General features: G+C 71.0%; 14 protein-coding genes. 10 read left to right on the top strand and 4 right to left on the bottom strand.

Translation table 11 applies throughout. The features are described from left to right. Nucleotides 1-42 precede the first annotated feature (42 nt). On the bottom strand, nucleotides 43-666 hold the full coding sequence (locus tag ABZ371_RS09230) for a histidine phosphatase family protein (protein ID WP_358675715.1): 624 nt from the start codon (nucleotides 664-666) through the stop codon (nucleotides 43-45). A 166-nt stretch (nucleotides 667-832) separates the two neighbouring features. Here ABZ371_RS09230 and ABZ371_RS09225 point away from each other — a divergent pair, with 166 nt between their 5' ends. Further along, nucleotides 833-1,678: a helix-turn-helix transcriptional regulator gene (locus tag ABZ371_RS09225; protein WP_358675712.1), complete on the top strand. Its 846-nt coding sequence runs from the start codon at nucleotides 833-835 to the stop codon at nucleotides 1,676-1,678. Further along, nucleotides 1,662-1,883: a DUF397 domain-containing protein gene (locus tag ABZ371_RS09220; protein ID WP_358675709.1), complete on the top strand. Its 222-nt coding sequence runs from the start codon at nucleotides 1,662-1,664 to the stop codon at nucleotides 1,881-1,883. The genes ABZ371_RS09225 and ABZ371_RS09220 overlap by 17 nt, the downstream gene beginning before the upstream one ends. Nucleotides 1,884-1,889: 6 nt before the next feature. Here ABZ371_RS09220 and yicI read toward each other — a convergent pair whose 3' ends face one another. Beyond that, complete coding sequence (gene yicI / locus ABZ371_RS09215) at nucleotides 1,890-4,121, bottom strand: alpha-xylosidase (RefSeq protein ID WP_358675706.1); 2,232 nt, start codon at nucleotides 4,119-4,121, stop codon at nucleotides 1,890-1,892. A gap of 339 nt (nucleotides 4,122-4,460) precedes the next feature. On the opposite strand from yicI, the gene xylA reads away from it, so the two are divergent. The 7 genes from xylA (at nucleotide 4,461) to ABZ371_RS09180 (ending at nucleotide 11,783) form a co-directional block, all read left to right on the top strand. Beyond that, on the top strand, nucleotides 4,461-5,630 hold the full coding sequence (gene xylA / locus ABZ371_RS09210; RefSeq protein WP_358675704.1) for a xylose isomerase: 1,170 nt from the start codon (nucleotides 4,461-4,463) through the stop codon (nucleotides 5,628-5,630). Between the two features lie 141 nt (nucleotides 5,631-5,771). After that, nucleotides 5,772-7,028, top strand: coding sequence for a sugar ABC transporter substrate-binding protein (locus tag ABZ371_RS09205; protein ID WP_358675701.1), 1,257 nt, complete (start codon nucleotides 5,772-5,774; stop codon nucleotides 7,026-7,028). Nucleotides 7,029-7,039: 11 nt separating this feature from the next. Next, nucleotides 7,040-8,002, top strand: a complete 963-nt coding sequence (locus ABZ371_RS09200) for a sugar ABC transporter permease (RefSeq protein WP_358675699.1) — start codon at nucleotides 7,040-7,042, stop codon at nucleotides 8,000-8,002. A gap of 5 nt (nucleotides 8,003-8,007) precedes the next feature. After that, nucleotides 8,008-8,862, top strand: a complete 855-nt coding sequence (locus ABZ371_RS09195) for a carbohydrate ABC transporter permease (protein ID WP_358675696.1) — start codon at nucleotides 8,008-8,010, stop codon at nucleotides 8,860-8,862. Between the two features lie 8 nt (nucleotides 8,863-8,870). Then, nucleotides 8,871-10,250 carry a GH1 family beta-glucosidase gene (locus tag ABZ371_RS09190; protein ID WP_358675693.1) on the top strand — a complete coding sequence of 460 codons (1,380 nt, stop codon included), beginning with the start codon at nucleotides 8,871-8,873 and terminating at the stop codon, nucleotides 10,248-10,250. Between the two features lie 175 nt (nucleotides 10,251-10,425). After that, nucleotides 10,426-10,911 (top strand): MarR family transcriptional regulator, encoded by a 486-nt coding sequence (locus ABZ371_RS09185; RefSeq protein WP_358675690.1) that lies wholly within the window; start codon nucleotides 10,426-10,428, stop codon nucleotides 10,909-10,911. Nucleotides 10,912-10,925: 14 nt separating this feature from the next. Further along, a complete protein-coding gene (locus ABZ371_RS09180) occupies nucleotides 10,926-11,783 on the top strand; it encodes a haloalkane dehalogenase (RefSeq protein WP_358675688.1) in 858 nt (285 codons plus the stop codon). Between the two features lie 22 nt (nucleotides 11,784-11,805). On the opposite strand, the gene ABZ371_RS09175 is transcribed toward ABZ371_RS09180, so the two are convergent. Together ABZ371_RS09175 and ABZ371_RS09170 are read right to left on the bottom strand one after the other, a co-directional pair. Continuing rightward, nucleotides 11,806-13,035 carry an ROK family protein gene (locus ABZ371_RS09175; protein WP_358675685.1) on the bottom strand — a complete coding sequence of 410 codons (1,230 nt, stop codon included), beginning with the start codon at nucleotides 13,033-13,035 and terminating at the stop codon, nucleotides 11,806-11,808. A gap of 80 nt (nucleotides 13,036-13,115) precedes the next feature. Further along, complete coding sequence (locus ABZ371_RS09170; RefSeq protein WP_358675682.1) at nucleotides 13,116-15,950, bottom strand: aconitate hydratase; 2,835 nt, start codon at nucleotides 15,948-15,950, stop codon at nucleotides 13,116-13,118. A 484-nt stretch (nucleotides 15,951-16,434) separates the two neighbouring features. On the opposite strand from ABZ371_RS09170, the gene ABZ371_RS09165 reads away from it, so the two are divergent. After that, nucleotides 16,435-16,635, top strand: a complete 201-nt coding sequence (locus tag ABZ371_RS09165; protein ID WP_358675680.1) for a DUF4236 domain-containing protein — start codon at nucleotides 16,435-16,437, stop codon at nucleotides 16,633-16,635. Nucleotides 16,636-16,816 lie beyond the last annotated feature (181 nt).

Genomic DNA, 16,816 nt, shown 5'->3' with positions numbered 1-16,816 from the left:
CCCCTCCCTCCGGCCGGCGGTGTCGTTCCCCGCCGGCCCCCGTCAGCCGATGGCGTTCAACAGCCGCTCCGGCAGTGCCATGTTGAGGGCCGTGACGACCGGTTTGCCGTGTTCGGTGCCGAGGCGTGAGACCGCCCCCGTGGCCAGCTGGAACAGCTCTCCACTCGCCGGGGTCAGCCCCAGGTAGCGGGCGGTCAGCACGCGAAGGAAGTGGGAGTGCGCCACCAGGGCGATGTCGGCCTCCCCGAGCCGTGACGCCGCCGCCCGCACCTCCGCCAGGATCCGGTCCGCCCGGGCTCCCACCTCCGCCGGGGTCTCCCCCGGGTGCCCGGCCGGGCCGGGGGCGACCCCGTCGGTCCACAGGTTCCAGTCGGGCCGGGTGCGGCGGATGTCGACCGTGGTCACGCCCTCGTACGCCCCGTAGTCCCACTCGTGCAGGTCCGGGGCCTCCCGGAGGGCGGGCAGCCCGGCCAGCTCCGCGGTGCGGCGGGCTCGCAGGTACGGGCTGGTCAGGGTGAGGCCGATCTCCCGCTCGGCGAGCAGCGGCACGAGGGCGCGGGCCTGCCGCTCCCCCAACTCGGTCAGCGGCAGGTCGGTGAAGCTCGTGTGCTGCCCCGACCGGGACCACTCGGTCTCGCCGTGCCGGATGAGGATCAGCTCGCCCATGATTACGTCCGCCTTCTGTGCCGTGCCGTGCGCGCGTCGCGCTGGTGCCAACCCGCCGGCCAACGATCGCATTCCTGCCGGTCGGGAGCGGGGCGGCTCGCCCCGAAAGGGCGGTCCGCGCGCGGACCGGCCCCGATCCGGTCCGCGACCCGCTACGTTCTGTGGCATGCCGCTGCCCAGGGAACTCGACCCCTACACCGATCCCAGGGCCTTCTACGGCTCCGAGCTGCGCCGCCTCCGCGAGGCCGCCGGGATGTCGCAGGGGCAGCTGGGTGAGCGGGTGTTCTGCTCCGGTTCGTACATCGGCATGTTCGAGGCGGCGGAACGAAGGCCGCAGCTGGACATGTCCAAGGTGTTCGACGCACTGCTGGGGAGCGGTGAGCACCTGCAACGGCTGTGCCGGCTGGCACGGACGTCGAAGGTGCCCGACTACTTCGCCGACGCGGCGGAGCTGGAGCAGCGCGCCGTCTCGATCAACGAGTACGCGCCGATGCTGGTGCCGGGCGTGCTCCAGACCCGGGCGTACGCCCGGGCGTTGATCAGCTCCGCCCGGCGGCATGCCTCCGAGGAGGCGTTGGAACAGCAGGTCGGTACCCGCATCCAGCGGGCCCAGCTGCTCAGCGGTGTCACGCGTCCGGCATTCTGGGTGATCATCCACGAAGCGGCGTTGCGGGTACCGGTGGGTGGGCGCAACACCATGAGTGAGCAGCTCGTCCACCTGGTCGAGAGCGCCCATGCGCACCCGCATGTGCTGTTGCAGGTCCTGCCGTTCTCCGCGGGTGCGCACCCGTTCCTGAACACCATGGTCTCGCTCATGCAGTTCGGCGACTCTCCGACCGTGGTGTACACAGAAGGCGCGTACACGGGCCAACTGATCGACGAAGCCACGCTGGTGGCGGATTACCGATCCACATACGATCTGGCGAGGGCCGTCGCGCTGTCGCCGGAGGCGTCCCTCGCCCTGATCGCATCGGCGGCGAAGGACCATGCGACCGATGAACCCCGAATCTGACCTGGCCGCCGCGACCTGGCGCACGTCGTCGTACAGCAACGCGGATGGTGGCAGTTGCGTGGAAGTCGCCGGCAACGTCCCCGGCCTCGTCCCCGTACGTGACACGAAGCTCGCCCACAGTCCCGTGCTCACCTTCCCCGCGGGCAGCTGGACCGCCTTCGTCTCGGCGCTCCGGCTGCCCGCCGGGGGCGGGTTCAGCGGCTGACGTCCGTTACTCCCCCACGACCGTGACCGTGTACGGCCGGTCCGTGTCCGTCGTGACACGGGCCTCGCCGCCCGTGTACGTCACCTCGTACGTGGCGGCCACCGCACCCGCGCGGTCGGGGACCGTCACCGTGCGGGTGAAGTCGCCGGTGCCCGCCGGGGCGAAGACGCGCAGCTCCAGGTCGTCCAGCCACTCCCCGTCCGGCCGGGACTCGTCCGCGCCGAGGGCGAGCACCGCGCCCTGGCGGACCAGGAGGGGCAGGCTGTCGAAGCCGTGGGTCTCGCGGTGCCAGCGGGGGCCGGTCACCGTCCCGCCCGTCAGCAGGCTGGTCCAGGTGCCTTCGGGGACGTAGTACTCGACCCGGCCGTCCTCGGAGAAGACGGGGGCAACGAGGACGTCCGGGCCCAGCAGGTACTCGCGGTCGGCCGTGCGGGCCGTCGGGTCCTCGGGGAACTCCAGCAGCAGGGGCCGCATGGTCGGCACCCCGGTGCGGTGTGCCTCGACGGCGGCGCCGTACAGGTACGGCATGAGGCGGTGCTTCAGCCGGGTGAACCGCCGTGCCACGTCCACCGCTTCGTCGCCGAACTCCCACGGCACGCGGTACGACGACGAGCCGTGCAGCCGGCTGTGGGAGGAGAGCAGGCCGAAGGCGAGCCAGCGCTTGAAGACCGCCGGGTCCGGGGTGCCCTCGAAGCCGCCGATGTCGTGGCTCCAGAATCCGAAGCCGGACAGGGAGAGCGAGAGGCCGCCGCGCAGGGACTCCGCCATGGCCTCGAAGGAGGACCAGCAGTCACCGCCCCAGTGGACCGGGTACTGCTGGCCGCCGGCCGTCGCCGAGCGGGCGAAGAGGACGGCCTCGCCCTGGCCGCGTTCCGCCTCCAGGAGCTCGAAGACGGCCTTGTTGTAGAGGTGGGTGTAGTAGTTGTGCATGCGCTCGGTGTCCGAGCCGTCGTGCCAGACGACGTCGGTGGGGATGCGCTCGCCGAAGTCGGTCTTGAAGCCGTCGACGCCCTGGTCGAGGAGCACCTTGAGCTTGCCCTGGAACCAGGCCGTGGCCTCCGGGTTCGTGAAGTCGACCAGGGCCATGCCGGCCTGCCACTTGTCCCACTGCCAGACGTCGCCGTCGGCCGTCCGGACGAAGTAGCCCTTCTCCGCCCCTTCCCCGTACAGGGCGCTCTTCTGCCCGATGTAGGGGTTGATCCAGACGCAGATCCTCAGGCCCTTGTCCTTCAGCCGGGCGATCATGCCCTCCGGGTCGGGGAAGACGGCCGGATCCCACTCGAAGTCGCACCACTGGTACTCGCGCATCCAGAAGCAGTCGAAGTGGAAGACGCTGAGCGGGATCCCGCGCTCGGCCATGCCGTCGACGAAGGAGGTGACGGTCGCCTCGTCGTAGGCCGTGGTGAAGGACGTGGTCAGCCAGAGCCCGAACGACCAGGCCGGCGGGAGGGCGGGGAGGCCGGTGAGGGCGGCGTACCTGGACAGGACCTCCTTCGGCGTGGGGCCGGCGACGACGAAGTACTCCAGGGTCTGGTCCTCGACACTGAACTGCACCTGCCCGACGGCCTCGGAACCCACCTCGAAGGAGACCTTGCCCGGGTGGTTGACGAAGACGCCGTAGCCGCGCGAGGAGAGGTAGAACGGGACGTTCTTGTACGCCTGCTCGCTGCTCGTGCCGCCGTCGGCCTGCCAGATGTCGACGACCTGGCCGTTCTTGACGTACGGCGTGAAGCGTTCACCCAGGCCGTGGACGGTCTCCCCCACGCCGAGCGCGAGTTGGGCGACCATGTGGTGGGTGCCGTCGGCCAGGGTCGCGAAGGCGGTGCCCTTGCGCCCGGCCGAGGTCAGGAGCTGCCCGGCACCGTCGAGGAACTCGAGGCCGAAGGCGCCCTCGGTGGGCACGCGCAGGGTGAGGGGGCCGCTGGTCAGCTCGGCGGTGGCACCCTCGGTGCGGGTGGTCGCGGCGGACCGGGCGGCCGCGCCCGGCAGCTCGAAGTCGGGCCCCCTGCGGCGCCTGCCCGCGTGGTGGGTGAGGCGCACCGCGATGACGCCCTCCGCCGGGGCGTGGGCGTCCACGGTGATCAGCGGCGCGTTCAGCGTGTCACCACGGCGTTCGACGCGCTTGACGGCGGCGTAGGCGGCGAGACGGTCCTCGTCGAGGCGGACGTCGCGGACTTCGGTGGCGTAGGAGGCGTGTACGCCGTTGCGCAACTGCCAGAAGCCGTCGGTGAACTTCATGGGGGTGGTCCTTCGTCCGTCTCGGAGTACGGGAGTCGGAGGTTCGGGGGTGGGGGACCTCGGGGCGGCTGCGGTGCGACGCGGCGACGGTCCTCGATTTTGATCGTACACAAAACAAATGCGGTGGCCAGGTGGGTGCACCACCGGGGGCGGCCGGGCATCCCGAAAGTTTCGACCCGCGTTACACGCCCCGGATCGGCCATGATGGCACCACGTGACCGATACGTCACGGAAACGGGCTAGAAACCCCCGACGCGATGGAGTATTAGTACTGCAAGCAAACAAATAGGTCGGGCGGCAGCGCAGCCGCCCGCGCCTTCGTCGACAAGAGGCTGATCAATGCCGGACCGTTTCACCCCCACCCCTGACGACAGGTTCACCTTCGGTCTGTGGACCGTGGGCTGGCGTGGCAACGACCCGTTCGGTGAGCCGACCCGGCCCGCCCTGGACCCGGTCGAGTCGGTCGAGCGGCTGGCCGAACTCGGGGCGCACGGGGTGACCTTCCACGACGACGACCTGATCCCCTTCGGCTCCGACGACACCGAGCGGGCCCGCCTGATCGGCCGGTTCAAGGACGCGCTGGAACGCACCGGGATGAAGGTCCCGATGGCCACCACGAACCTGTTCACCCACCCGGTGTTCAAGGACGGCGGCTTCACCTCCAACGACCGCGACGTACGCCGCTTCGCCCTGCGCAAGGTCATCCGCAACATCGACCTCGCCGCCGAACTCGGCGCCCGCACCTACGTCGCCTGGGGCGGCCGCGAAGGCGCCGAGTCCGGCGCCGCGAAAGACGTGCGCACCGCCCTGGACCGCATGAAGGAAGCCTTCGACCTCCTGGGCGACTACGTCACCGACCAGGGCTACGACCTGCGCTTCGCCATCGAGCCCAAGCCCAACGAGCCCCGCGGCGACATCCTCCTGCCCACCATCGGCCACGCCCTCGCCTTCATCGAGCGCCTCGAGCGCCCCGAACTGGTCGGCGTGAACCCCGAGACCGGACACGAGCAGATGGCCGGACTCAACTTCCCCCACGGCATCGCCCAGGCCCTGTGGGCCGGCAAGCTCTTCCACATCGACCTCAACGGCCAGTCCGGCATCAAGTACGACCAGGACTTCCGCTTCGGCGCCGGCGACCTGCGCCAGGCCTTCTGGCTCGTCGACCTCCTGGAGACCGCCGGCTACGAAGGCCCCCGCCACTTCGACTTCAAGCCCGTACGCACCGACGGCATCGACGGCGTGTGGGAATCGGCGAAGAACTGCATGCGCAACTACCTCATCCTCAAGGAACGCGCCGCCGCCTTCCGCGCCGACCCCGCCGTCCAGGAAGCCCTCACCGCCTCCCGCCTGGACGAACTCGCCCGCCCCACCGCCGACGACGGCCTCAAGGCACTCCTCGCCGACCGCACCGCCTACGAGGACTTCGACGTCACCACCGCCGCCGAACGCTCCATGGCCTTCGAAGCCCTCGACCAACTCGCCCTCGACCACCTCCTCGGCATCCGCTGACGATCCCCGGGTGTCCGGCGGTCCCGCCGCCGGACACCCCCGCCCGTACCCGGGCCCACCGGGCCGGCACGGCCTGGACGACGAGCCCGTGGGAGCGCTCCCCCGCATCCCCGGCCCCCCTCTCACCGCAAGGGCACCACCGTGACAGAACCCTCCCCGGACGGCGTGGTCCGACGCCGCCGCAGCAGGCGGACCCTCATCCCCCTCACCGTCGTCTCCGCCGTCCTCGCCGGCTCGGTGCTGTCCGGGTGCGGCCAGCAGCGCGACGACGACGTCTACACCGTGATGAACTCCTCCACCGACGAGTCGTACCACCGCTGGGACGGTGACACCCTCGAACGGTGCGGCAAGCAGCTCGGCATCACCATCGAGCAGCAGAGCGTGCCGGCCGCGCAGCTGATGACGAAGGCGCTGCGCATGGCCTCCTCGAAGTCCCTGCCGGACGTGCTCCAGCTGGACGCCTCCGAGATGCCGACGTTCGCCGAGGCCGGTGGGCTGATACCCCTGAAGGACCTGGGGCTGGCCACCACGGACATTCCCGAGGGGATCGTGGACTTCGGCTCGTTCGGCGGGAAGTACTACGGCGCGGCGCGCACGGTGAACACCCTGGCGCTGTTCTACAACAAGGACACCCTCGACAAGGCCGGCCTGAAGGTCCCCACCACCTGGGCCGAGATGAGGGCGACGGCCGCGAAGCTCACCCAGGGCAAACGCTACGGGCTCGCGCTGAGCGCGGGCGGCGCGGAGGACGGCGTCTTCCAGTTCACCCCGTTCATGTGGTCGAACGGCGGCGACGAGACGAAGCTCGACAGTCCCGAGGTGGCCGGTGCGCTGGACTACTGGAAGGCCCTGCTGAAGGACGGCTCGCTCTCCAAGTCCACCGTCAACTGGACCCAGGCCGACGTGAACGACCAGTTCATGGCCGGCAACGCCGCCATGATGATCAACGGCCCGTGGCAGGTGGAGACCCTCAACGCCAGGAAGGGCCTGAACTGGGGCATCGCGCAGATCCCCGTCCCCGAGGCCGGCGCCGACTCGGTCGGCCCGCTGGGCGGCGGGGTGCTGACCGTGCCCAACACGGGTGACGGCGAGCGGGAGAGGACGGCCGCCGAGATCATCGGCTGCATGGCGGGCGAGCAGGAGCAGATCACCTACGCCCTGAACAGCTGGATGGTCCCGGCGAACACTAAGGCCGCCGCCGTGTGGCGGACGAAGGCCCCGGAGCTCGCGGCCCTGGCCGGACAGGTCTCGACGGCCCGCTCCCGTACCGCGAAGGTCGGTGCGCGGTGGTCGTCGGTGTCGCTCGCCCTGCAGAGCGCGTTCCAGTCCGCCCTCACCGGCGAGTCCAGCGAGGCCGCTCTGAAGCGTGCCCAGCAGCAGGTCACGAGCGGGAACTGAGGTAACGAACCATGTCATCCACCACAGCCCCGGCCGCCGCGCCGCCGGCCGGCCCGAAGGCCGCCGCGGCCGGGAAGCCCGTGAACCCGCGGAGCGCCGAGCGGCGCAGGAGGCTCGCCCAGTGGGGCTTCGTCGCCCCCGCCGTCGTCTTCATGGCGCTGTTCTTCGGCTACCCGCTCGTCCGCAACATCGTGATGAGCTTCCAGGACTACTCGCCGTCCACCTTCTTCACCGGCGAGGCGCCGTTCAACGGCCTGGACAACTGGCGCAACGTCTTCGACGACGGCCTGTTCGGCAAGGCCCTCTGGCAGACGATCCTGTTCACCGTCGGTTCGCTCGCCGGCCAGTTCTGCATCGGTCTGGCCCTCGCCGTCTTCTTCACCCGCCGCTTCCCCCTGAACGGCATCCTGCGTTCGCTGATCCTGCTGCCCTGGCTGGTGCCGATGGTCGTCTCCGGCATCGTCTGGCGGCGCATCTTCGACCAGGACACGGGCGTCCTCAACTCGTTCCTCGGCACCGTCGGCCTGCCGGGTGACACGCCCTGGCTGACGAGTACGGGCATGGCGCTGGTCTCGGTCGTCCTCGTCAACATCTGGATCGGCATCCCGTTCAACATGGTGATCCTCTACGGCGGCCTCCAGGAGGTCCCCAAGGAGCTGGGCGAGGCCGCCTCGCTCGACGGCGCCTCCGCCTGGCGCACGTTCCGCTCGGTCACCCTGCCCCTGCTCAAGCCCGTCATCACCGTGGTGCTCGTGCTCGGCTTCATGTCGACGGTGAAGATCCTCGACCTCGTGCTCGCCCTGACCGACGGCGGCCCCGCCGACTCCACCCAGACACTCGGCACGCTCACGTACCAGAACTCCTTCGTGCAGATGGACTTCGGGGCCGGAGCCGTGGTCGGCAACATCCTGATCCTGATCTCCGCCGTCTTCGCGGTGTTCTACCTGCGGATCAACCGCAACGAGGGGAAGTGACCGGCATGGCGACCACCACCCGTACCCCCGCCGCCCCGGCGCCCGCCGTCCACCGGCCGAAGCGCGGCTGGGCCGCGACCGTCTTCGGCGTCGCCGTCCTCGCCGTCATGCTGTTCCCGCTGTACTGGATGATCAACACCGCACTGCAGCCGGACGCGAGCCTGGTGGACGTCGGGCCGGTCCCGACGGGAGTGGACCTCTCCGGCTTCACCTCCGCCCTCACCGAGCAGGGCGCCAACCTCCTCACCTCGCTGGCCGTCGCTCTCGGCGCCGTGGCCATCTGCCTGGCGATCTCCGCACCGGCGGCGTACGGGCTCGCCCAGTTCAACCTGCGCGGCGGCAGGACGATCGTCTTCGGCACGCTCATCACCCAGATGGTGCCGGGCATCGTCATCGCCAACGCCCTGTACAGCGCGTACGTCGACCTCGGTCTGGTCAACAGCTACTTCGGCCTCATGCTGGCGGACGCGTCGCTGGGCATCCCCTTCGCGATCGTGCTCATGCGCTCCTTCATGGTGTCCATCCCGCGCGAGGTCATCGAGGCCGCCGAGGTCGACGGTGCGGGCCGCGTCCGCACCTTCGTCCAGGTCGTCCTGCCGATGAGCCGCAACTCGGTCATCACCGCGGGGCTCTTCTCGTTCCTGTACGCGTGGAGCGACTTCATGTTCGCGCTGACGCTGAACACGACGGACGACGTCAAGCCGATCACCCTGGGCATCTACCAGTACATCGGCGCCCACGTCGGCGACTGGGGCTCGGTCATGGCCGCGTCCGTCCTCTCCGCGGTGCCGGCGGCGGTCCTCCTCGTCCTGTCCCAGAAGTACATCGCCGCCGGGATCACCGGCGGCTCGGTCAAGTAAGGGTTCTCATGAGTGACTTCCCGGTCTTCCCGCCCGGTTTCGTCTTCGGCGCGGCCACGGCCTCGTACCAGATCGAGGGCGCCGTGGGGGAGGACGGCCGCGGCCCGTCCATCTGGGACACCTACAGCCACACCCCGGGCAGGACGGACGGCGGCGACACGGGGGACGTGGCCTGCGACCACTACCACCGCTACCCCGAGGACGTGGCGCTGCTGCGCGAACTGGGCGTGGACTCCTACCGCTTTTCCATCGCCTGGTCCCGCATCCAGGCCGAGGGCGGCGGGGCGGTCAACCCCAAGGGGCTGGACTTCTACTCCCGGCTCGTGGACTCCCTCCTGGAGGCGGGCATCGAGCCGGCCGCCACCCTCTACCACTGGGACCTTCCGCAGGCGCTGGAGGACAAGGGCGGCTGGCGGGTGCGCGAGACCGCCGAGCGCTTCGGCGAGTACACGGCGATCGTCGCCGAGCACCTCGGCGACCGGGTGCCGCGCTGGATCACCCTGAACGAGCCGTGGTGCAGCGCCTTCCTCGGTTACTCGGTGGGCCGGCACGCGCCGGGGGCCAAGGAGGGGCGCGGGGCGCTGGCCGCCGCACACCACCTGCTGGTCGGCCACGGCCACGCGATGACGGCGCTGCGCGCGGCCGGTGTCCGGGAGGCGGGCATCACCCTCAACCTGGACCGCAACGTCCCGGCCACCGAGTCGGACGCCGACCTCGCGGCCGTCGTGCGGGCCGACACCCAGCACAACCTGGTCTGGACGGAGCCGATCCTCGCGGGCCGCTACCCGGCCACCGAGGAGGAGACCTGGGGCGAGCTGATCACCAACCAGGACTTCCGCCGCGACGGCGACCTGGAGCTGATCTCCCAGCCCCTGGACTTCCTGGGGATCAACTACTACCGCCCGATCGTGGTCGCCGCCGCCCCGCACCGCGAGGCGGACCCGGCACTGCGCGTCGCCACGGACAACCGGTACGCGGAGGGCGAGTACCCGGGGGTCCGCAGGACGGCCATGGGCTGGCCAGTCGTCCCGGAGTCCTTCACCGACCTGCTGACCGCCCTGAAGCAGACGTACGGCGACGCCCTGCCCCCCGTGCACATCACGGAGAACGGCTCGGCGGAGCACGACGGCGTCGAGGCCGACGGCTCCGTCCACGACGCGGACCGGGTGGAGTACCTGCGCACCCACCTGACGGCGCTGCGGGCCGCCATGGACGCGGGCGTCGACGTCCGCGGGTACTACGTGTGGTCCCTGCTGGACAACTTCGAGTGGGCGCTCGGCTATGCCAAGCGCTTCGGGATCATCCGGGTCGACTACGACACCCTGGAGCGCACCCCGAAGGACAGCTACCGCTGGTACCAGCAGCTGATCGCGGCGCACAGGGCCTGATGCCTGATCACCCCCGGCCGGGGGCGTACGCGTGCGGGTCCGGCGCGTGCGCCCCCGGTTCGCGTTTCCCCTGTCCCGGTCCGCGTTTCCCCGCCCCCGGCTCACGTTCCTCCGCCCCGGCGGACTCCCTCGAAAACAGTAGCCATAGACATAGTGTCCATGTACATTACTTTTCATGAGTGACACACCGCGGTGGGTGACCCCCGGCTACCTGGTCTGGCGCCTGTCCATCAAGTGGCGGGTCGCCGTGGACCAGGCCCTGGCTCCCCTGGACCTGACGCACGCCCAGTACGCCCTGCTGTCCTCGCTGTTCGCGATGGAGTCCGCGACGGAATCCGCGCCGCAGCGAACCGGTCCGCGTCCGAGCCAACGCGAACTCGCCGACCACACCGGCCTGGAGCCCTTGTACGTGTCGAAGCTGGTCCGTGCGCTGGAGGCCGCCGGACTCGTCCGCCGGTCCCGCGACGCCGAGGACAGCCGCGTCATGCGGCTGGAACTCACCACCCGCGGACGCGAGACCGCCGGCCCGGCGATCGACACCGTCCGCCGGTTGCACGCCCAGCTCCTCGCCCCGTTGGGCGGCGCGGACGACCCGCGCACCGCGGCGCTGGTGCGCGACCTCACCACGCTCCTCGACACCCCTCTCGGGCCGTCGGCCTGAGGAAGGAGACACCCGTGCCCGCGATACGCGTACTCGACTCGACCCTGCACTACGAGGACACCGGCAGCGGGACGACGTTCGTCCTGCTCCACGGCAATCCGGCCTCCTCCCGCATCTGGCGGAACGTCGTGCCCGGCCTCGGCCCCGGACGCGTACTCGCCCCCGACCTGATCGGGATGGGCAGGTCCGGCAGACCGGACATCGCCTACCGGTTCGACGACCACGCCCGCTACCTCGACGCCTGGTTCGACGCGCTCGGGCTCGGCGACGTGGTCCTGGTCGGCCACGACTGGGGCGGCGCGCTCGCCTTCGACCGCGCGGCCCGGCACCCCGGCACGGTCCTCGGCGTCGCCTTCCTGGAGAGCATCGTCAAGCCCATGGCCTGGGAGGACCTCACACCACAGGCCCGCAGGCGCTCCGAGACCGTCAGGAGAGCCGGGGCGGGCGAGCAACTGGTGCTGGACACGGACCTGTTCGTCCGTCAGGCCTTCACCGCGGGCGTGCTCACCCCGCTCACGGGTGACGACCTGGAGGCATACCTCGCCCCTCATCCCACCCGGGACAGCCGCCGGCCGCTCCTGGAGTGGGCCCGCCAGATGCCTCTCGGTGGCGAGCCCACCGAGCTCGTCGCCCGCATCGAGGCGTACGGAACCTGGCTGGCGGAGAGCGGGGACGTCCCGAAACTGCTCATGACGTTCGACGGGTCGCCGACCCTGTTGACCGGCCCGGCCACGGCACGCTGGTGCGCAGGGCACATCGCCGCCCTGGACACCACGCACTGCGGGCCGGCCGGACACCACGCGCCCGAGGACCGCCCCGCCGAGATCGCGGCCGCCATCTCCACCTGGGCCGACCGGCACGGACTGCGGTAGACCCGCCCCGGGGTGTGCGCCGTCACCGCGCCGCGTACGCCCCCGGGTCCGCCAGCACCTCGTGCACCACCCGGGCCGCCGCTCCCCGGGCGGCGTCACCCGAGAGGGAGGAGGCGCGCAGTCTGCTGCCGTTCTCGTGCCAGCGGCCCGAGACGACCCGCGCGGTGAGCTGGGCGTCGGCCGGGCCCTCCAGCCACGGCATGAGGTCGCGGTAGATGCCGCCCAGGACGACGGCCTCCGGGTCGAACAAGTTCACCGCACCGGCCAGCACCACACCCAGCCGGTCCCCCGCCTCCCCCAGCGCGGTCAGGGCCCGGGCCTCACCCCTCGCGGCCCGCTGCTGGAGCTCGCCGACGCCCCGGACACCGGCGTCCGGGTCGATGCCGGCTGCCCGGAGCAGGGCTCCCCGGCCCGCGTACTGCTCCAGGCAGCCGCGCGCCCCGCACCGGCAGCGCGGCCCCTGCGGGTCGACGACGACGTGCCCGATCTCGCCCGCGAAACCGTGGGCACCGCGCAGCATCTCACCGTTCACCACGAGGGCGCCGCCCACGCCGATCTCACCGGTGAGATAGAGGAAGGTGCGCACGCCGCCGAGCCCGCCGAACCACAGCTCGGCCAGGGCCGCGAGGTTGGCCTCGTTGTCGGAGCCGACCGCCAGCGCGCGCCCGGCGGGGCGCAGGGTGCTGAGGGCCTGCCCGAAGATGCCCTCGGCGGCGACCCGGCTCCAGCCGAGGTTCGGGGCCTGGCGGACGACACCGCCGGAGACCAGGCCGGGCAGCGCCAGCTCGACACCGACCACGCGCAGCCGCTGCTCCCGGGTGGAGGCGATCACCCGGCTGGTGAGCCGGGCCGCGTGGGCGAGGACCTCCGCGGGCGGGACGCCCCGGTGGTCGGTGTGCTCGGTGACCCGGACCCGGTCGGTGCCGGTCAGGTCCACGGCGCACACGGAGACGTAATCGATGTTGATCTCCACGCCGAGGCCGGCCGGGCCGGTGCGGGCGAGCGTGAGCACGGTGCCGGGGCGTCCGGCGGAACCGCTGGAGGTCTTGCCCGACTCACTCAGGCAGCCGAGCGCGAGGAGCTCCTCGACGAGGGAGGACACGGCGGCCCTCGTGAGCCCGACGAGGCTCGCGACCCGGGCGCGGGTGACCTCCCCCTCCGCGCGTACGGTGCGCAGCACGAGGCTCAGGTTGTGCCGCCGCACGGACTCGTGTCCGGCCTTGGCCGCCGGCGAGGTCAGGTTGTTCTTCATAGGGCCCTCGAACCTAGTACGGCGAAGGGCCGCACCCCCGTTTCCCGGGGTGCGGCCCTTCCTCGGCTGCCGGGGATCGTCTACTTGCGGATCAGGCTGCGGAGCACGTACTGCAGGATGCCGCCGTTGCGGTAGTAGTCCGCCTCACCGGGGGTGTCGATGCGGACGACGCCGTCGAACTCGACACCGGTGTCGGTGGTGACCTTGACGGTGCGCGGCGTGGTGCCCTCGTTCAGTTCGGTGACGCCGGTGAAGGAGAAGGTCTCCTCGCCGGTCAGACCGAGGGACTCGGCGGTCTGCCCCTCCGGGAACTGGAGCGGGAGGACGCCCATGCCGATGAGGTTCGAGCGGTGGATGCGCTCGTACGACTCGGCGATGACGGCCCGGACGCCCAGGAGCGCGGTGCCCTTGGCCGCCCAGTCGCGGGACGAGCCGGAGCCGTACTCCTTGCCCGCCAGGATCACCAGCGGGGTGCCCGCGGCCTGGTAGTTCTGCGAGGCGTCGTAGATGAACGACACCGGCCCGCCGTCCTGCGTGAAGTCGCGGGTGAAGCCGCCCTCGGTGCCCGGCGCGATCTGGTTGCGCAGGCGGATGTTGGCGAACGTGCCGCGGATCATGACCTCGTGGTTGCCACGGCGCGAGCCGTAGGAGTTGAAGTCACGGCGCTCGATGCCGTGCTCCGTGAGGTACGTGCCGGCCGGGGTGTCGGCCTTGATCGCACCGGCCGGGGAGATGTGGTCGGTGGTGACCGAGTCGCCGAGCTTGGCGAGCACCCGGGCGCCGGTGATGTCCTCGACCGGGGTCGTCTCCATCGTCATGCCCTCGAAGTACGGGGGCTTGCGCACGTAGGTGGACTCGGAGTCCCACTCGAAGGTGTCGCCGGTCGGGATCGACAGCGCCTGCCACTGGGCGTCGCCCGCGAAGACGTCCTTGTAGGACTTGTTGAACATGTCCTCGCCGATGGCGTTCGCCACGACGTCGTTGACCTCGGCCTCGGTGGGCCAGATGTCCTCGAGGTGGACCGGGTTGCCGTCCTGGTCGACGCCGAGGGCGTCCTTGGTGATGTCGATCCTCATCGAACCGGCGAGGGCGTACGCGACGACCAGCGGCGGCGACGCCAGGTAGTTCATCTTGACGTCGGGGTTGATCCGGCCCTCGAAGTTGCGGTTGCCGGAGAGCACCGAGGTGACGGCCAGGTCGTGGTCGTTGACCGCCTTGGAGACCTCGTCCGGCAGCGGGCCGGAGTTGCCGATGCAGGTGGTGCAGCCGTAGCCGACGAGGTTGAAGCCGACCTTGTCGAGGTAGGGGGTCAGGCCCGCCTTGTCGAAGTAGTCGGTGACGACCTTCGAGCCCGGGGCGAGGGTGGTCTTGACCCACGGCTTGCGGGTCAGGCCCTTCTCGACCGCCTTCTTGGCCACGAGGGCGGCGGCGACCATGACGTACGGGTTCGAGGTGTTCGTGCACGAGGTGATCGCGGCGACGGTGACGGCGCCGTGGTCGAGCTCGTACGTCGTGCCGTCGGGCGCGGTGACCGTGACGGGGTTCGACGGGCCCGTGCCGGCCGTCACGGCCGAGTGCTGCGGGGCGCCGGAGCCGTTGTCCTCGTGGCCGTAGGCCGGGGCGTCGCTGGCCGGGAAGGACTCGGCGCTCGCCTCGTCCACCGAGGACGCCACCCCGTGCGGCTGCTCCTGCTGCGGCACGCCCGGCTTGCGGTCGTCACCGCCGGTGACGCCGGCCTCGACGTAGTTGAGCACGTCGGCCTGGAACTGCCGCGCGGCCTCGGCCAGGACGATGCGGTCCTGCGGGCGCTTCGGGCCGGCGATGGAGGGGACGACCGTGGAGAGGTCGAGCTCCAGCTTCTCGGAGAAGTCCGGCTCGGCGGCCGGGTCCAGCCAGAGGCCCTGCTCCTTGGCGTACGCCTCGACGAGGGCGACCTGCTGGGCGTCGCGGCCGGTCAGGCGCAGGTACTTCAGGGTCTCGTCGTCGATCGGGAAGATCGCGGCGGTGGAGCCGAACTCCGGCGACATGTTGCCGATGGTGGCGCGGTTCGCGAGGGAGGTGGCGGCGACGCCCTCACCGTAGAACTCGACGAACTTGCCGACGACGCCGTGCTTGCGGAGCATCTCGGTGATGGTCAGCACGAGGTCGGTGGCGGTGGTGCCGGCCGGGAGCTCGCCGGTCAGCTTGAAGCCGACGACGCGCGGGATGAGCATGGAGACCGGCTGGCCCAGCATCGCGGCCTCGGCCTCGATGCCGCCGACGCCCCAGCCGAGCACACCGAGGCCGTTGACCATGGTGGTGTGCGAGTCGGTGCCGACCAGCGTGTCGGGGTACGCCTGGCCACCGCGGACCATGACCGTGCGGGCCAGGTGCTCGATGTTGACCTGGTGGACGATGCCGGTGCCCGGGGGGACGACCTTGAACTCGTCGAAGGCGGTCTGGCCCCAGCGCAGGAACTGGTAGCGCTCCTTGTTGCGGCCGTACTCCAGCTCGACGTTCTGCGCGAACGCGTCGTTGGTGCCGAACTTGTCGGCGATGACGGAGTGGTCGATGACCAGCTCGGCCGGGGCCAGCGGGTTGATCTTCGCCGGGTCGCCGCCGAGCTCCTTGACGGCCTCACGCATGGTGGCGAGGTCCACGACACAGGGAACACCGGTGAAGTCCTGCATGATCACGCGGGCGGGCGTGAACTGGATCTCCTGGCTGGGCTGCGCCTGCGAGTCCCATCCGCCCAGCGCCCGGATGTGGTCGGCGGTGATGTTCGCGCCGTCCTCGGTACGCAGGAGGTTCTCCAGCAGCACCTTCAGGCTGTAAGGGAGGCGCGCGGAGCCCTCGACCTTGTCCAGCTTGAAGATCTCGTACGACTCGTCGCCCACGCGCAGCGTGCTGCGGGCGTCGAAGCTGTTCGCCGACACGACAGTCTCCTTCTTCAATGTGCGCGTACTACCGCGCCGCGCCTCATTGGCGGCCGGCGCCGCGGGTGCCGCACGGCCCCGACCTTCCGCTAGGGTAAGGATTAGTTAGGTAACCCTTACCGCGCGGCGGCTGCGGCGCGCCTCGGCAGATATCTCGATGTCGAGATAACTCTAGTACATCGCCGCCGCGCGGTCATGCCAGGGCGCCCGCGAAAGCCCTCCCGCCACGGTCCCGGTGCGGCGCGGCCCCCGTCCGCAGCAACTCCGGCGTCGCGGGAGGGCGAGCGCCGGGGGCCCTCCCCGCGGCGCACAGGCATGAGCGGCCGACTTCGGGACATCCGTAGGGGGTGCGCACCCCCGTCCCCGGATCCGTCCGCACACAGCTCGCGGCACTCCGCACGCCCCGCACGCTGCACACCCGCACACCCGCACACCGCAACCGCTCCGCGAACGGTCACCTCTCCCGACGACGAAGGAGGCAGCGATGCCGCTCACCTTCCGCAAGAGCTTCCAGATCCTTCCCGGCGTCCGGCTGAACATCAACCGCCACTCATGGTCCGTCACCACCGGCGGCAGCCACGGCCCGAAGCACACCACCAGCAGCACCGGCCGGCGCACCACGTCGATGGACCTGCCGGGGCCCTTCGGCTGGCGCAAGACCACACGGCGCCGGCGCAGCGGCTGACGACTCACCCGTCCGGCGGCAACCGGCGCGCCGGACGGACACTCCGCGGCCACCCTTGGGGTGGGGGGGCCCCCCCCGGCCCCCCCCCCCCCCCACCCCCCCGGGGACAGCCGCCCCCCCCCCCCGGGCGCCCGCGGCGGTGGGGTGGTGGGGGTGGGGGGGGGCGGTCGGGGAGCGCGGA

Origin of the sequence: Streptomyces sp. NPDC005899, from assembly GCF_040629645.1 — a bacterium.
Lineage (GTDB): Bacteria > Actinomycetota > Actinomycetes > Streptomycetales > Streptomycetaceae > Streptomyces.
The sequence above is the reverse complement of the archived record's forward strand: the minus strand, read 5'-3'. Positions and strand labels throughout refer to the sequence as shown.

Coding starts and splice junctions, on each gene's coding strand:
- ABZ371_RS09230 (WP_358675715.1), bottom strand. CDS start 666: ATGGGCGAGCTGATCCTCATCCGGCACGGCGAGACCGAGTGGTCCCGG.
- ABZ371_RS09225 (WP_358675712.1), top strand. CDS start 833: ATGCCGCTGCCCAGGGAACTCGACCCCTACACCGATCCCAGGGCCTTC.
- ABZ371_RS09220 (WP_358675709.1), top strand. CDS start 1,662: ATGAACCCCGAATCTGACCTGGCCGCCGCGACCTGGCGCACGTCGTCG.
- yicI (WP_358675706.1), bottom strand. CDS start 4,121: ATGAAGTTCACCGACGGCTTCTGGCAGTTGCGCAACGGCGTACACGCC.
- xylA (WP_358675704.1), top strand. CDS start 4,461: ATGCCGGACCGTTTCACCCCCACCCCTGACGACAGGTTCACCTTCGGT.
- ABZ371_RS09200 (WP_358675699.1), top strand. CDS start 7,040: ATGTCATCCACCACAGCCCCGGCCGCCGCGCCGCCGGCCGGCCCGAAG.
- ABZ371_RS09195 (WP_358675696.1), top strand. CDS start 8,008: ATGGCGACCACCACCCGTACCCCCGCCGCCCCGGCGCCCGCCGTCCAC.
- ABZ371_RS09190 (WP_358675693.1), top strand. CDS start 8,871: ATGAGTGACTTCCCGGTCTTCCCGCCCGGTTTCGTCTTCGGCGCGGCC.
- ABZ371_RS09185 (WP_358675690.1), top strand. CDS start 10,426: ATGAGTGACACACCGCGGTGGGTGACCCCCGGCTACCTGGTCTGGCGC.
- ABZ371_RS09175 (WP_358675685.1), bottom strand. CDS start 13,035: ATGAAGAACAACCTGACCTCGCCGGCGGCCAAGGCCGGACACGAGTCC.
- ABZ371_RS09165 (WP_358675680.1), top strand. CDS start 16,435: ATGCCGCTCACCTTCCGCAAGAGCTTCCAGATCCTTCCCGGCGTCCGG.